The organism is Glutamicibacter ardleyensis, from assembly GCF_014644555.1.
Lineage (GTDB): Bacteria > Actinomycetota > Actinomycetes > Actinomycetales > Micrococcaceae > Glutamicibacter > Glutamicibacter bergerei.
This window is the reverse complement of sequence record NZ_BMKX01000001.1, coordinates 616,140-631,086: the sequence shown is the minus strand read 5'-3', so window position 1 is coordinate 631,086 and position 14,947 is coordinate 616,140. Positions and strand designations below refer to the sequence as shown.

Sequence of the window (14,947 nt, the reverse complement as noted above, 5' to 3'; positions counted from 1 at the left end):
CAGCCATGAATCACGACACTGAAAATGTTGTGCCTGCTGCGCATGCACCCCGTGAACGTCTGACCGGACGCCACTGGCTCTACTTCACGATGATTACGCTGGTGCTGTTGACTGACGGCATGGACGTGACGATAGTCAGCCACGTTTTCCCTACGCTCATCAAAGAGTGGGGAGTTTCGGTGGGCGGCGGCATCGCCTTCGTCGTTGCCGTGGGATTCCTCGCGATGGGGTTGGGCGCCATTATTTCCGGAGCCTTATCAGTGAGGTGGGGGCGCAAGACTATTCTCATCCTCAGTGTCGTTATTTTCGGCTCCGCCACCGCGCTGGGAGGTACGTCCGCAGATTTTACGCAATTTGTCATCTGGCGCCTTCTTGGCTGTGTAGGAATGGGTGCCGCGATGGCCTCCGGCAACACCTTGCTGGCGGACCTGGTTCCGGCACGTAGTCGGGCCGGCCTGCTCGCAGCGGCCTATGCCGGTGTTGGACTGGGAACCACCGTGGGAGCCACCCTCGCAGGCTTGCTGCTGCCCACCGTAGGATGGCGGGCGCTGCTGATAGTTGGCGGCGTGATTCCCCTGGTGATTATCCTTGTACTGGCCTTCGTAGTACCCGAGTCACCGGCGCGCCGTGCGGCGAAGCTGGCTGGGACTATGCCGGTGAAAGTTCCGGCAAAAGATCGGGTCTCGGTTCGCACGGTGCTGGGGAAGAAGTTTGTGACCACCACTTTGCTGCTGTGGATCTTTGGCTTCTTCTCGTTGGGCACTCAGCTGCTCATTGCGCAGTATCTGCCTACGCTACTGCAGTTGCCCGTTCCTGGCTTGGACACGGTGCAAAGCAGCACCATTGTGGGCCTCTACGGGTTCACCAGCGTGCTGGGAAGCATCGTGCTGGGGTTGCTCCTGGCACGTGGCTCCCGATTCACGGTGATTGGTGGTGCCTTGTGCCTGGCCGCGGTCATGGCACTGGTGGTTTCTATGGCGCGTGAACCAAGTTTTGGTTCATTGCTAGTCATTTTGGGGATTACCGGATTTATTTTGCCCAGTGCTTTTGGGCCAACTCGTGGAGTTCTTGCGGCCATGAGCTTCCCGGAGAGCGCGCGTGGCTTGGGCATGGGAGTCACTGAATTCGGTGGCCGACTCGGCTCCGCGACAGGCGGGGTAGTTGGAGGAACACTGATCGCCACCGGCATGGGCTTGTCCGGAATCTTTTTGGTGCTGTTACTGCCTATCGGGGTCCTGCTTGGCGCGTTGGCCGGATTGCGTCAGCAGTCCAGGCACTTCCAAGCAGCGGAAGAAACCTTTGATGGTTCGAACGCTGCCAAACCAGAGCCGAAAAGAAAAACGTCATTGCAAAGTGTGGAGGATTGACCCCCTGATCGATGGCGCATAGTCCGAGCGAGCTTTGAGGCTCCCGTTGCGGCGAAATGTCTTCACGATACTTCGCTGCAACGGGAGCCTTTTGCGCGCCGGGCTACGCACATCAGGATAAACAAAAACGGTATTCCGGCTTGGGCCATGTGTTGCTGCCACACGCTGAAAGCCCCCTGGGGAAGTATGCAAATCCAAAGAGCTGGTTTGCGTTTCCTCAGGGGGCTTATGAACCGTCGTGCTGCAGTGCGCTGGCTGTTAGGCGGAGACGCGTCCGCGCATGAACTCTTCATCAGGTGAGTCGGTGACCGGAAGGCCAGAAGCTTCCAGGCTTGCGCGTAGCTGCTTCATGAAGCGGTCAGGAAGCTTGGCTGCAGGTGGGCGCAGTGCACCGCCATTGAAGCCCGAGAGCCATTCCTGGTACTTCCACTGGGTGCGGTTGATCATATTGGTACCCGGGGTGGAGGTCGCGGAGACTGCGCCGTTTGCCGCGCGAGCTGGCTGGACCTTCCAGTACAGTTCCATGGCGTCTTCCCACTTGCCGGTACGGGCCAGCTCGAACGCGCGCGGGTAGTAGTCACCCATCCAGTTGGTATTCGCAGTACCGGAGAACTGCACGTCCAGGACGGACATCAGAGGGATGAGTTCAGACTCGATGGGGCAGGAGATGACGACCTCATCTCGGAAGTGGTGGTACATCTCCATGACGCCAGGAATGCCTGGGTAACCTTGTTCTGCCTTGATCGCCACGATGCTTGGCATCGCGTCCAGTACGCGGCGTACAAACTCAACGCTCATGCCGGCCGGGTGGATGCGTTCAAATCCCCACGCTGGCAGCGGGAAGAGCATGGCTGCCATGTTCGTTTCATCGGTGAACTTCTTGGTGTAGTCGAACACCTGATCATAATTTGTTGGCCAGAAGGATGCTGGGTACGCAAGCAGCGTGCGGTCTGCGCCCGCGGCTTCGGCCAGATTTGCGGCGTGGATATTCTCTTCCAAGGTGCCGAAGATTGCGTGGAAGAACAACGCGAAGTCCGGACCGGCCGCTTCGCGGGCAATCGCGGTGATCCGCGCGTTTTCTTCCGGAGTCACATTCGCTTCGGCCACAATCAGCGAACCGGCATAACCGCGTTCCTTGAGCAGCAGGATGTCATGGCGAATTGCGTTTTCATTGATTGCAGAAAAATCTGGTGTGAAAGACGGGTGGGTCACCGCGACGGTGCCGGTGAAATTCTCTCGAGCCCAGGAACGAGCTTCGGACTTGGTGTAATCCACCATGAGGTACTCCTTATTTTTGGGTTGGTGTGTTAAAAGTCAGTTATTTACGGCTGGTAACGATGCCGACGGGCAGGACCGTGCCTACACCCTCAGTGCGTGCTCGGTTCAGCAGCATCTCAGCGACAACGATGTCCTGCAGGCCAGAACCCGTGGACTTGTAAATCCTGATCCCCTCCTCGGTGTCGATCTGGCTCTCAGCACTCAGCGCAGCTTGCAATGGCAGTACTACGGCGTCGACATCGATGCCGGCGGCGCGCGCGGCGATCATGTCGCCGCTGTCATGGACTACTTCTTCATAGGTGTCCACCACGATGGTGCTTGCCCGGCCAATTAGTTCGACGGGTAGTTCACGTTGGGCCGGGGTAGTAGAACCGATGGAGACAACCGAAGCGTTGGCGCCCACCCAGTCGGCCTGCACTGTGGGCGATTCATCGCGCGAGCGTGCGGCGCAGAGGATCAGGTCCGCGCTCTCGACAGCCTCGCGAGCCGAACTGACAGCGTGTGCCGGAGCGTCAAAAACACCGTCGAATTCCTTCGCGAAAGCTTCGCGGTTAGCCACAGTGGGGCTGAACACGCGGATATCTGCGAACTTCATCAGGTGGGAGAAGGCGGTGAGGTGGGAGCGGGCCTCGAATCCCGAGCCGATAATGCCTACGCGCAATGCGCGCTGCGGCACGATAGTGGAAACTCCAACAGCGGTGGTTGAGGCGGTGCGCAAACCGGTTACCCGGTTGCCGTCTATCAGTGCCACCAAATCTGCGGTGTTCTTATCGAACAAGGAGATCAGGTAGCTGACGGTGAGCCCACCGGTGAAAGATCCGGCGATGGACTTAGCGCCAAAAACCTTGCCGCTGGCAGGGGCCGAAGGCATGATGCGCAACCACTCTTGCGGGGACTGCGCAAAAATTCGTCCCGGGGTTCGCAGCTCGTCATTGTCGGTGCGGTAGGCCTCGCGAATTGCCTCAATAGCAATGGGCCAATCCGAGAGGTGAGCGACATCAGCGTCGGTCAGAAACAGCGGAAGGTCCTGCGGCAGATTTCCTTCTGCACTCACGGGCGTTCACTCCTTTGAAAGTCTGGAACACGACGAAGCATGCTCAATCGTGTGCACCACATCACATGGCGTTAGGATAGATACTATCCGATACGAATCGTATCTCATATACTCGGAGCAACAGGTTTTCGAAAATGACGAAAACGTACCCCAGCAAAGGAACTGAAAACCATGGCAATCTCCACAGTGAATCCAACCACCGGCGTCACCGAACAAGTCTTTGAGGCCCACTCCACCGAAGAGGTGGAGCGCCGCATCGCCCATGCCGACGAAGCAGTGAAGATCCTGCGTGGAACCAGCTACGCGCAGCGGGCCGAATGGATGAAAGCAACCGCCCAGCTCCTGGAAGCTGAAGCCGAAGAGCTGGGAAGGCTGATCACCCTGGAGATGGGCAAGCCCATCGCGCAATCGGTAGCCGAAGTGCGCAAGTCCGCGGCGTCCATGCATTTTTATGCCGAGAATGCCGAAAAGTTCTTGGCAGATACTCCTTTGGAAGACCCGTCGGTTGTTGGCGCTTCAAAGGCGTGGACCACTTATCAACCATTAGGCGCCGTGCTTGCGGTGATGCCGTGGAACTACCCCATTTGGCAGGTCATCCGCTTCGCGGCTCCTGCGCTGATGGCGGGCAATACCGGTCTGCTCAAGCACGCCTCGAATGTGCCGCAGTCGGCAATCTACCTGGATACTCTCTTTGAACGAGGGGGATTCCCTGCGGGCTCATTCCGCACACTGCTCATCGGTGGCGGCGCGGTTGCCCCGGTAATCGCGGATCCGCGGGTTAAGGCCGTGACCTTGACCGGTTCCGAACCTGCAGGGCGTTCGGTGGCTTCGATTGCTGCGGATCATGTGAAGAAGTCTTTGCTCGAGCTGGGTGGCTCGGATCCGTTTGTTGTCATGGATTCAGCCAACGTTCCTGCTGCGGCGGCTACTGCAGTGAGGGCGCGGATTAGCAATAACGGCCAATCCTGCATCGCAGGGAAGCGTTTTATTGTGCATACCGATATTTATGACGAATTTGCTGCCGAATTTGCCCGGCTGATGGGCGAGCTCGTGGTGGGTGACCCAATGGATCCGGCGACGCAGGTTGGGCCACTGGCCACCGCCGATGGACGCGATGAATTGGCAGGTCTCGTGGATGATGCGGTGGCCTTGGGTGCACAGGTGCTTGTCGGGGGCTCCGCCCCGCAGGGTGAAGGATATTTCTACCTGCCTACGGTAATTGCCGGGCTGAATGACGAAATGCGGCTGGTCCAGGAGGAAGCCTTTGGTCCGGTGGCCTCGCTATACCGGGTCCGGGATCGGGAAGAGGCGCTGCAGGTTGCCAACCAGACCGCCTTTGGCCTCTCCAGCGCCCTGTGGACCAATGATGCCGCCGAAGAGCAGTGGTTCCTGGAGCGGCTCGAGGCCGGAGCGGTGTTCATCAACGGGATGACGGTCTCAAATCAAGAGCTGCCATTCGGTGGCATTAAGCGCTCGGGCTTTGGCCGCGAGCTCGCCGCCGAAGGAATTCGCGAATTCTGCAACCTCAAAACGGTATGGAAGGCCTAGATAGGAGCTTTCGTGGCGTCCTGCCGGCCTAGCCACTTGTGTGCGGTCGTGACCGGTGTTACATTTATTCGAAACGATACGTACTGAACTTGAAGGAGCGGGATGGCAAAGATCGTTGAAGTTGACGTGGTGGTGGTTGGCGGTGGACCGGTGGGCGTTACTGCTCTGGCCCTGCTGGGCCGCGCCGGCCTGAGTGCCGTCGGAGTAGAGCGCGAGATCCAGGCGTGGCCGACCGCACGCGCCGTGCACTTTGATGGAGAAATCTTCCGCACTCTTCAATCCTTGGGAGTGGCAGAACGCTTCGCCAAGGCCACATTGCCGATGGCCTCGATGCATATCGAGAACGAGGCGGGCGAAGTCCTGATTTCCGTGCCAACCGGCCAGCTCGGGGCGCAGGGATGGCACGACGATCTGACCTTCCACCAGCCTGAGATTGAATGCCTGTTGCATGAGGTCGTGGAGGAACTGCCAGGCGTTGAGCTGCGCCGCGGCATGACGGTGCTTTCAGTGCGCAATGTTGGCGAAGGCGTCGAAGTTGCGGTGCAGAACGCGGATGGCGAAGAATCCTTGATCCGGGCCCGTTGGGCTATCGCAGCTGATGGAGCCCGCTCGCAGAGCCGCAAAGCGCTGAACATCGAAACCGAAAAAATCGGCGAGGATGCGCAGTGGCTGGTCGCCGATGGGATCCTTGAAGACAGCCCCGGATTATCCTCGGACATGATCTTCTTGGGCCACCATACCCGCCCTGCTCTGTGGATACGGCTCCCCGGCAAACGTGTGCGCATGGAGTTCATGCTCATGCCGGGGGACGACCCCGAGGAAATTACTACCCCGGCGGGCCTTGAGCGCCTCAGCCGCGGCGTGCTGCCGGCAGGCAAATTCACCGCAGACCGGCTGGCGACCTACACATTCCGCGGACGCATTTCCCAGCGGTGGCGTGCCGGCAACATTTTCCTGGCCGGCGATGCCGCCCACCAGGCTCCGCCGCTCTTCGGGCAGGGCCTGTGCGCCGGAATGCGGGACGTCGCCAATCTGGTCTGGAAGCTGGACGCGGTCAAGCGCGGCGCTGCCGATGACAGCCTGCTTGATACCTACGAGTCAGAACGCTTGCCGCACGCACGGTTCTGGGTGGAGCAGGCTGCCAATGCCGCGGGCTTCCTGCAGACCACCGATGCCGAGGTCGCCAAGCAGCGCGATGCCTTCATCCGCGCAAATCCCGCGGCTTCGGCACCCGTCGCACCCCCGCTGGGACCGGGCCTGCACGAGGGGGAAATCGACAGCCGCGCCGGACATCTGGCCACGCAGCCGATCCTCGCCGACGGGGTGCGCCTGGATGACATGGTCGGTTCCCGCTTCCTGGTGGCAACAACCCCGGAGATCTACTCCGCCGTGCCGGCTGTGCTGCGCAGCCAGCTCGAGGACAACGATTTTGTTGTCGTCTTGTTCGATTCTGCCAAGGTCGGCCGGATTCTTGAGGCCGCCGGCGCCAAGGTCGTGGTGGTCCGTCCGGACCGCTACATCCTGGGCCTCGGGGATACCCCCGAAGCACTCGAACGCATCGCTGCCAGCATCCCGGAGGTCGGCCACGACGTGCCGGCGAACCTCTAGCCCAAAAAATTCTCAAGACACACCTTCCGCCCAGGCGGAAAGAATTACAGGAGCACATCATGGCCTTCAGCCCAATCACACACCTGCGCCACTTCGATATCGCGGTGCCAGATTACAAAAAACAGGTTGACTTCTACAAGAACCACTGGGGATTGACCGAGATGCAGGACGACGGCGGAGTCACGTACTTTGCCGCCGAGGGCTCGCCGGAACAGTACTCGGTCCGTGTGCGCGAGGCCGAAGAAAAGCGCCTTGACATGGTCGCGTTCGGCGCTGCGGACAATGCCGCGGTGGACCAGCTTGCCTCTGACCTCATTGCCAAAGGGGTCAAGCTCATCGGCGAACCAGATGACCTCAAAACGCTTGGGGGCGGGTATGGATTCCGCTTCTTCGACCTGGAAGGACGGACCATCGAGGTCTCCTCGGATGTCGAGGTGCGCAAGCACCGCAAGATCGAGGAACGCGAAGCCATCCCGGTTCGCCTGTCCCATGTGGTGCTCAACTCCCCGGAACCGGAGAAGATGCTCGCTTGGTATGAGCAGCACCTGGGCTTCCGGCTCTCGGACACCCTGAACCACCCGCACATGGGGGATCTGTTCTACTTCTTGCGATGCAACTCGCAGCACCACTCCATTGCCATTGCCCGCGGCCCGCACGCCTCGCTGCAGCACGCATCCTTCGAACTGCGCGGGATCGACGAGTACATGCGCGGCAGCGGCAAGCTGCTGCGTTCGGGATTCAAGAAGATCTGGGGTCCGGGACGGCACAGCGCCGGGGACAACACCTTCACCTACTTCCATGATCCCAACGGCAACACCATGGAATTCACCACCGAACTTGATTCGATCGATGAGGACACCTGGCACCCGAGCATTTACGACACTTCTGATCCGATGACCTCGGACCAGTGGGGCACCGGCGGGGACATGGATGAATTCATTGCCAAGGAAATGTTCAACGACAAGGACAAGGGTCTTTTCGTCCCGCCACCGGTATAGGCAAGAACATCATGGAACATGGAGGACTCATGAGGGAAACTCGCATCAGCGGATTTAAGCTGGGCACCTTCGAAGATGGCACGGAGCAATTTCCCGGGGCCGTCTTTGGGGACCGGGTCGTGGACCTGCGCAGCGTGCTGCCGGGCATCACCCGGATCGGGGATCTTTTCGCCCAGTGGGATTCCCACCTGGATGCGCTCGAGCAGCTTGACCCGGCCGCCGCCGGCGGCCGTGCGCTCAAGACCCTGAAGGTGCACCCACCGGTGCAGCCGGTGGGCACCATCATCGCCGCCGGGGCGAACTACCGTGAGCACGTCATCCAGATGAGCGTTGCCCACAAGCTGGGGAAAGAAGGTGCCGACGAGAATCAATTGGCGGCCGACGCCGCGGCCGAAATCGATGAACGCGGCCGTACGGGTGATCCATATGTCTGGACCGGGATACCCTCCGCTGTCTGCGGCGCCTATGACGATGTGCAGTTGCCCGATGTCGGCAGTAACGTCGACTGGGAGCTGGAGCTAGGGGTGGTCATTGGGCGCAAGGCACACCGGGTTGCGGCAGCAGATGCCATGGATTACGTCGCCGGGTACACCATCGTCAACGATGTCACCTCGCGCGCTCTCGTGCCGCGCACCGACATCGCGATGATGGGTACCGACTGGTTCCGGTCGAAGAACCAGCCGACATTCTTCCCCACTGGTCCCTATGTGGTGCCGAAGCGGTATGTGCCGGACCCGGCAAAGCTGCGAATCCAGTTGAGCCTCAATGGCACGCTGATGCAAGATGCCCTGGCCGATGACCTGCTCTTCGACATCCCGAGCCTGATCGCCTACGCATCCTCGGTTGCAGTACTGCAGCCCGGGGATGTGCTGATCACCGGTTCGCCTGCGGGCAACGGATCGCACTGGGGCCGATTCCTGCGCGATGGAGATGTGATGGAAGCGGAGATCACCAGTCTCGGCACCCAGCGCTCGACGGTCCGCGGCCCTTCCGGGCAGCTGCCTCCCTGGTACGCAGACCGTCCGGTCGCGGTTGCCGCAGCCGGTGGGGCCGCCTCGTGATACTGCGCCAAAGCCACTTCGTACCGCCGGTACCCTATCTGCTGGCGGACGAGCTGGGATTCCTGGAAAAGATTGAGGTGCAGTCCACCCGAACCACCTCCAGCGCGGAGCAGCTCGCCGGGCTGCTGGACGGCACCATCGATGTGGCCATCACCGCCATGGACAACTTGTTCGAATGGGATCGGGCCGGTGCCGACGTGCGTCTCATTGCTCAAGTCGAGGCGACCACCCCGCTGGGCATCTATGCGCGTGACGAGATGGCAACTATGGCGGATCTGGCTGGATGCAGGTTCGCCGTGGACGCCCCGGATAACGGTTTTGCCCTGCTTGCACGGCATCTGCTGGGCGGCGCAGGAATCGACGTGGATTATGTGGTGATCGGCGGGGTACGCGAACGATTTGAAGCACTGCTGGCTAAAGAAATCGACGCGAGCCTGCTCGGCCCGCCATTCGACAAGCTTGCTGAACAAGCCGGTATGAGGTGTGTGTCGGAGGTGAACGAACTTCTGCCGCAGCTGCCGGGCCAAGGTCTGGTGGTGCGTACTGAGTTATTGGGATCCGAGGAGCTCACCGGATACTTGGGTGCGCTGGCACGCGGTGCCGCGGCCGGTGAATCGATGGACGTGCAAGCCGGCGTAGCGCTGCTTGAGCGTCATGGCTATCAGGCCGCCGCGGCAACTGCATGGGCTGCGCGGGCGAGGACATTAACGGTGGATCCCATAGGCCGGGAGCTGCTTACGCAGATTCGCCGTGGACTGGGAATGCTCTCAGGCCGCAAGCCGCTGGCGGAATTGTGCGAAACCGGGCCGCTGCTGCGGGCCAGCTGATCCATGAGTTTTTGAAGCATTGCATTTCCCTAAGCACAATGCGATACTGTACGTATCGAATCTATTACTAATCAGGAGAAACCATGAAATTTGGACGCATTGCAGTAGACACCCCCGATGGCGAACAGATTCGCCTGGTTGCCGCCGAGCCGGACTCCGGCCGAGTTATCGACCTGGCAAGGGCCTATGCACTGACCTTGCAGCGCAAAGGTGCCGAACCAGAGCGCGCCCGAGCACTTGCTCTGGCGGTGCTTCCCGGAAGCCTGGCCGCGGGAATCGGGGGAGGTTCCATCTTCCTTGACGCAGCACACGACGCCTTGGCTGCAGCCGATGATGCTTCTTTTGCCATTGATGAAGTCTCTTGGCGCGCGGCCGTTGACTCCCCGGTCATCCGCGACGGGCTGACCTTTGAGAAGCACATCCAGAACTTCCACCGGATTGTTGCCAAGTCGCAGCCGGCACGCTCGATCTATGACCGCCCGGGCTTCTTCAAGGGCACCACTGCAATGTCCTACGGACATAACCAGGAACTGCCCTACCCGGATTTCACCGAACAGTTGGACTGGGAACTGGAGATTGGCTATGTCGTGGGAAAGTCCGGCAGCAACCTGACGCCGGATAACGCGATGGACCATCTCTTCGGCATCACCGTCTTCAACGACTTCAGCGCCCGCGACATCCAGGGCGCGGAAATGCCCATCGGCATGGGCCCGCAGAAGTGCAAGGACTTCGGCTACGGCATCGGTCCATGGGTCACCACAATGGACGAAATCAAATCCATTGAAGGCCTCAAAGGCCAAGTTCGCGTCAACGGCAAGGTACTTTCCGAGACCAAGGTGGAGGACTTCGTCTACACCCCAGCAGAACTTCTTGCTTATGTTTCAATCTCGGACCGCCTGCAGCCAGGGGACCTCATCGGTTCCGGCACCATGGGATTCGGCGCGGGCGTTGAAATCGGCACGTTCCTGCAGCCGGGCGACGTCATTGAGCTCGAGCTAGAGGGCGTTGGCACGTTGCGAACCCCCATCTCGGCCGAACGCGAAAAGGCCCCTTGGTGGCCAGAACCACGCCAGTACCCGCACGAAAACTGGGTTGCGTAATGTCCCGCCCACCAGTTCGCCGGGTAGTTACCGGCCACAATGACCAAGGTCTCGCCGTCATCCTGTCGGACGCAGACGCACCGCACCATTTCTCCTCGGACACGATTCCAGGCTTTGGAGCCACGGTTCCGTGGATGACCAAGGCCGGTATCATCGACCACGTCAGCGACATTGACATGGCCGGCGCCGACACCGAGATTCCAAGTTTCCCGGCTCCGGGAGAGACGATTATGCGGATCGCAGATTTTCCGCCGGATTCTGTGTACCCCAAGGATGCCAACTCGGCGATTTTTGACGAACTGGATGGTCATGAAGAAGCCGATGCGGGTGCCGAACGCAGCGGTGGAAAGCACTTCTGGTTCCACCGCACCGAATCCTTGGATTATGCGGTAGTTCTGGAAGGCGAAATTACTCTCCTGGTTGACGAGGGGGAGGCAACGATGCGGGCCGGAGATGTCGCAATCCAGCGCGCTACCAGCCACGCCTGGTCAAACCGGACGGATCGGACAGCACGGGTCTTGTTCGTATTGTTTGGCACCGAGCCAATCTCTGCGTCAGAAATTGCAAGCCAGCGTCAAGCAAGTTCCACATCCTTGGGCGCGTCGTGATTATCGATGCAGCTGCAGCGGACGGTGAGCTGATTTGGCAGCCCAATAGCGCAGATTTCGCGCAGACCGGCGTCGGCAGATTTACCGAGTTCGTGGCGCAGCATGGTCATGAAGCCGGCGCTGACTACGAGTCACTGTGGCAGTGGTCTGTTGATGAACCAGAGCAGTTTTGGGAGCTTTTCGCTAAATTTGCGGGAGTTGAGTTCGGTGGCGTGGCTGGTGAAGTCATGAGCCAAGACCCAATGCCGAACACTAAATGGTTTCCCGGACGAACGCTGAATTTTGCTCGGCACTTGCTCCATGGACATGAGGGCACCGCGCTGATCGCCATTTCCGAAGATGGCGGACGCGAGGAAACCAGCTGGGAGAGCCTGCGGGAAGAAGTTGCTGCGCTGGCACAGTATTTGCGCGTGCGCGGTGTGGGCCATGGTGATTGTGTTGTAGCGATCCTCCCAAATGTCGCCGAAGCAGTAGTGGGTTTGCTCGCCACCGCTTCGCTCGGTGCCATCTGGTCAGTTTGCGCTCCCGAGTTTGGGGCCGGCGCAGTCGTTTCGCGTTTTGCCCAGCTGGAACCGAAGGTAGTGCTCGCCGCGCCCGGCTACATGCTCGGCGGCAAGGACCGGGATCGCAGGGAGGAACTGAACGAGATTTTCGCTCAGTTGCCCACAGTGGAACACATCATCTGGGTTGGCCGGCATACTTCAACCCCAACGATTGAAACTGCCGCATCCGCTACCACTTGGGAACAGGCAGTAGCCGAGCCGGCTGAACTGCGTTTTGCCGACGTCGAGTTCAGCCACCCACTATGGGTGCTGTTTTCCTCCGGTACTACAGGTATTCCGAAGGGGATTGTGCACGGGCATGGTGGAGCCTTGCTAGAGGAGCTAAAAATGCTTCTGATCCACTCTGACTTACGTCCGGGGGATCGGTATCTCAACGTGGCTTCGACCAGTTGGGTGCTTTGGAATGCAGTGGTCAGCGCTTTGGGTGTGGGAGCTACTGCCGTGCTCATTGACGGGAATCCCACGTTCCCTTCATTGGATAGGGTCTGGCAGATTACAGCTCAGGAGCGGGTTGCGGTTCTTGGTGTAGGTGCAGGTTTTGTCCATGCATGTGCCAAGACTGAATTGGTGCCGCAGGACGAACATGATCTTGGTTCATTGAAGAGCTTGCAAGTTACCGGTTCTCCGCTGTCTACCGATGGCTTTCGCTGGGTCTACTCACATGTGGGGGACATCTGGCTGGCCTCCATGAGTGGTGGAACGGATATCGCGTCGATCTTCGTAGGAGGATCTCCGAATTTGCCTGTCCATGTTGGATATATCCAAGCTCCTGCACTGGGTGTGCGGGTTGAAGCATGGGATGAGCATGGCGACCCTACTACGGGCAAAGGCGAGCTGGTAATTACCAAGCCGATGCCGTCAATGCCTCTGAAATTCTGGGGAGACGACGGTACCAGGTATCACGAGAGCTACTTCAGTACATATCCGGGAGTATGGCGCCACGGTGACTTTATCGAGTTCACGCAACGCGGCATTCTCATCCATGGGCGTTCTGATTCAACGCTCAACCGTAACGGGTTGCGGCTTGGCTCGGCAGATATTTATGCTGCCGTTGAATCTCTGCCTGAGGTTGCCGAAGCTTTGATCGTTGGGGTGGAGCTGGGCACCGATTACTACATGCCGCTCTTCGTTCAGGTGACCAGCGGGACGGATCCGGAAGTAGCCAAGACAGCAATAATCCAATCCATAAGGCAGAATCTTTCAGTCCGGTACTTGCCCGATGAGATTGTGTTCATGCGTGCTATTCCGCATACGCGCACGGGCAAGAAACTTGAAGTGCCGGTTAAACGAATGCTTCAAGGAGCGCCACTTGACCAGGTTGCAGACCTCGGTGCAGTGGATGATCCAGAGCTGCTGGAAGAATACTCCAAGTTTGCGTTGGAGAAGCTAGCAGTGATTTCTTAAGAGGCGACGCTCTATCCCGTGGCACCCACATGGTGTTGCGGGATAGACCTGTTTCCGGGTCGAAACATGGATTGATCCAGGCCATTCCTTCGCCTACAGCGGATCAGGAGGGCCAGAGAGTAGAAGCTACCCCGCAGCAAGTGAAGTGGTGCGAGCTAGTGAAATATTGAGCGGATGGCCTTGGAACCTCGCGTTGTCTTTCATGGCGTTCCCGGAACAGGCCGCAGTTTTCCCGCGGGCCAGGTGGAAAGCCGACATGAATAGTTGCTGACGGCAGCTGGCACGGAAATTTCCGTGCCAGCTGCCAAAATTCAGCAAAGGGCTCTAGTGGCTGTTTTCTCCGCCACGAGCTTTCGCTTCCGTTGACTGGGCATCAGCCCCCTTGCGCCCTGCTTCGCTTGGATCGGCGCTGTTCTCTTCGCCGAAGCTGCCGAAGCTGCCGAAGCTGCCGAAGCTGCCGAAGCTCGCTTCGCCGCCCTTCCGGGCCTGCTCTTCGGTGTCTTCCCGGTTTCCGAACTGTCCGGAGTTGTTTTCATCTGCCATGATCTTTCTCCTTCGGTTAGGTCCCCAAATCAGAACCAGCCCGACCAAATATCCGTATGCTGTTCGGCCTGCGGCCATTAGCGGGATGACATTCAGCGCTGCGATCCATAGAGTCAAAGATCCTCCTTGGCTTCCCTCACACAAGCTAAAGCACAGGACGCTGTGCATGCTCGGCTGAATATTTCCTGATCACCTCTTGCTAGGTTGTACCCGGAGTGCCAAGCTAGCTCTGGAACCCAAATGAAAGGAACACCTCATGTCCGAGTTAACAGATAAGAAAGTCCTCGTCGTGGTTTCCAACCGCGGAGTCGAGCAGGATGAGTTGAAGGAGCCTGTCGAGAAATTAGAACGTGCTGGAATCAAAGTCACCATCGCCGCTCCTGAAACAGGCCAGGTTCAGACCCTCGTCGGCGACTGGGACTTAGGCGAGGTCTTCGAGGTGGACGAAAAATTATCTGAAGTCCGCGAAAGCGAGTTCGATCTATTACTCGTTCCGGGAGGCACGCTGAACGCAGACAATCTCCGACTGGATACAGATGCTCAACGCATCGTAATGTCATTCGCAGCATCTGGACGCCCGGTGGCATCGATATGCCACGGTCCGTGGCTACTGGTTGAAACAGGATTAGTGAAAAATAAGACCCTCACTTCATACAAGTCTATTAAGGCAGACGTCATCAATGCTGGCGGCACCTGGAAAGACGAACAGGTTTTTCGTTGCCCGGCAGAGAACTTTGCTTTAATCACTTCACGCAACCCGGGCGATCTGGCAACCTTCAACGATGCAATTATCGAAGAGCTCAGTCACTAACTGGCTGTAACAACCCAGATGGGTATTCGCGGCATACACGTCGCAGAGTAGTGCCACGGCTTTATGTTCAATCCTTTTAAACATCCAGAAACTGCGGGCAAGATAGGTGGAAGATTCTTATTCTTCAGAAGATGCTTGGACTGTCGCTCGTTGCTGATTTGTGCTGCTCTTCTAGGA

Annotated in this window: 13 protein-coding genes; 10 read left to right on the top strand and 3 right to left on the bottom strand. The window is 58.9% G+C overall.

The features are described from left to right. Positions 1–5 precede the first annotated feature (5 nt). Positions 6–1,367, top strand: a complete 1,362-nt coding sequence (locus IEX04_RS02845) for an MFS transporter (RefSeq protein ID WP_188683525.1) — start codon at positions 6–8, stop codon at positions 1,365–1,367. A gap of 258 nt (positions 1,368–1,625) precedes the next feature. Here IEX04_RS02845 and IEX04_RS02840 read toward each other — a convergent pair whose 3' ends face one another. Together IEX04_RS02840 and IEX04_RS02835 are read right to left on the bottom strand one after the other, a co-directional pair. Then, on the bottom strand, positions 1,626–2,645 hold the full coding sequence (locus IEX04_RS02840; protein ID WP_188683524.1) for a dihydrodipicolinate synthase family protein: 1,020 nt from the start codon (positions 2,643–2,645) through the stop codon (positions 1,626–1,628). A gap of 40 nt (positions 2,646–2,685) precedes the next feature. Next, entirely contained in the window at positions 2,686–3,699 is a 1,014-nt protein-coding gene (locus tag IEX04_RS02835) for an ornithine cyclodeaminase family protein (protein WP_188683523.1), read from the bottom strand. 171 nt (positions 3,700–3,870) lie between these two features. On the opposite strand from IEX04_RS02835, the gene IEX04_RS02830 reads away from it, so the two are divergent. The 8 genes from IEX04_RS02830 (at position 3,871) to IEX04_RS02795 (ending at position 13,416) form a co-directional block, all read left to right on the top strand. Then, positions 3,871–5,247: an aldehyde dehydrogenase family protein gene (locus IEX04_RS02830; RefSeq protein ID WP_188683522.1), complete on the top strand. Its 1,377-nt coding sequence runs from the start codon at positions 3,871–3,873 to the stop codon at positions 5,245–5,247. 102 nt (positions 5,248–5,349) lie between these two features. After that, on the top strand, positions 5,350–6,855 hold the full coding sequence (locus IEX04_RS02825) for a bifunctional 3-(3-hydroxy-phenyl)propionate/3-hydroxycinnamic acid hydroxylase (protein ID WP_188683521.1): 1,506 nt from the start codon (positions 5,350–5,352) through the stop codon (positions 6,853–6,855). 59 nt (positions 6,856–6,914) lie between these two features. Next, complete coding sequence (locus IEX04_RS02820) at positions 6,915–7,853, top strand: VOC family protein (protein ID WP_105658735.1); 939 nt, start codon at positions 6,915–6,917, stop codon at positions 7,851–7,853. A gap of 29 nt (positions 7,854–7,882) precedes the next feature. Then, positions 7,883–8,914, top strand: coding sequence for a fumarylacetoacetate hydrolase family protein (locus tag IEX04_RS02815; protein WP_188683520.1), 1,032 nt, complete (start codon positions 7,883–7,885; stop codon positions 8,912–8,914). Continuing rightward, positions 8,911–9,741, top strand: coding sequence for an ABC transporter substrate-binding protein (locus IEX04_RS02810; protein WP_188683519.1), 831 nt, complete (start codon positions 8,911–8,913; stop codon positions 9,739–9,741). The genes IEX04_RS02815 and IEX04_RS02810 overlap by 4 nt, the downstream gene beginning before the upstream one ends. Positions 9,742–9,824: 83 nt before the next feature. Beyond that, positions 9,825–10,841: a fumarylacetoacetate hydrolase family protein gene (locus tag IEX04_RS02805; protein ID WP_188683518.1), complete on the top strand. Its 1,017-nt coding sequence runs from the start codon at positions 9,825–9,827 to the stop codon at positions 10,839–10,841. Continuing rightward, complete coding sequence (locus IEX04_RS02800; protein WP_188683517.1) at positions 10,841–11,449, top strand: cupin domain-containing protein; 609 nt, start codon at positions 10,841–10,843, stop codon at positions 11,447–11,449. Before IEX04_RS02805 ends, IEX04_RS02800 begins: the two co-directional genes overlap by 1 nt. Continuing rightward, positions 11,446–13,416: an acetoacetate--CoA ligase gene (locus IEX04_RS02795; protein WP_229676970.1), complete on the top strand. Its 1,971-nt coding sequence runs from the start codon at positions 11,446–11,448 to the stop codon at positions 13,414–13,416. Before IEX04_RS02800 ends, IEX04_RS02795 begins: the two co-directional genes overlap by 4 nt. A 324-nt stretch (positions 13,417–13,740) precedes the next feature. Here IEX04_RS02795 and IEX04_RS02790 read toward each other — a convergent pair whose 3' ends face one another. Then, the gene (locus IEX04_RS02790; RefSeq protein ID WP_188683516.1) at positions 13,741–13,959 is read right to left on the bottom strand and encodes a hypothetical protein; all 219 of its coding nucleotides are present in this window, start codon (positions 13,957–13,959) and stop codon (positions 13,741–13,743) included. Between the two features lie 256 nt (positions 13,960–14,215). Here IEX04_RS02790 and IEX04_RS02785 point away from each other — a divergent pair, with 256 nt between their 5' ends. Then, complete coding sequence (locus tag IEX04_RS02785) at positions 14,216–14,770, top strand: type 1 glutamine amidotransferase domain-containing protein (protein ID WP_188683515.1); 555 nt, start codon at positions 14,216–14,218, stop codon at positions 14,768–14,770. The last annotated feature ends 177 nt before the right edge of the window (positions 14,771–14,947 follow it).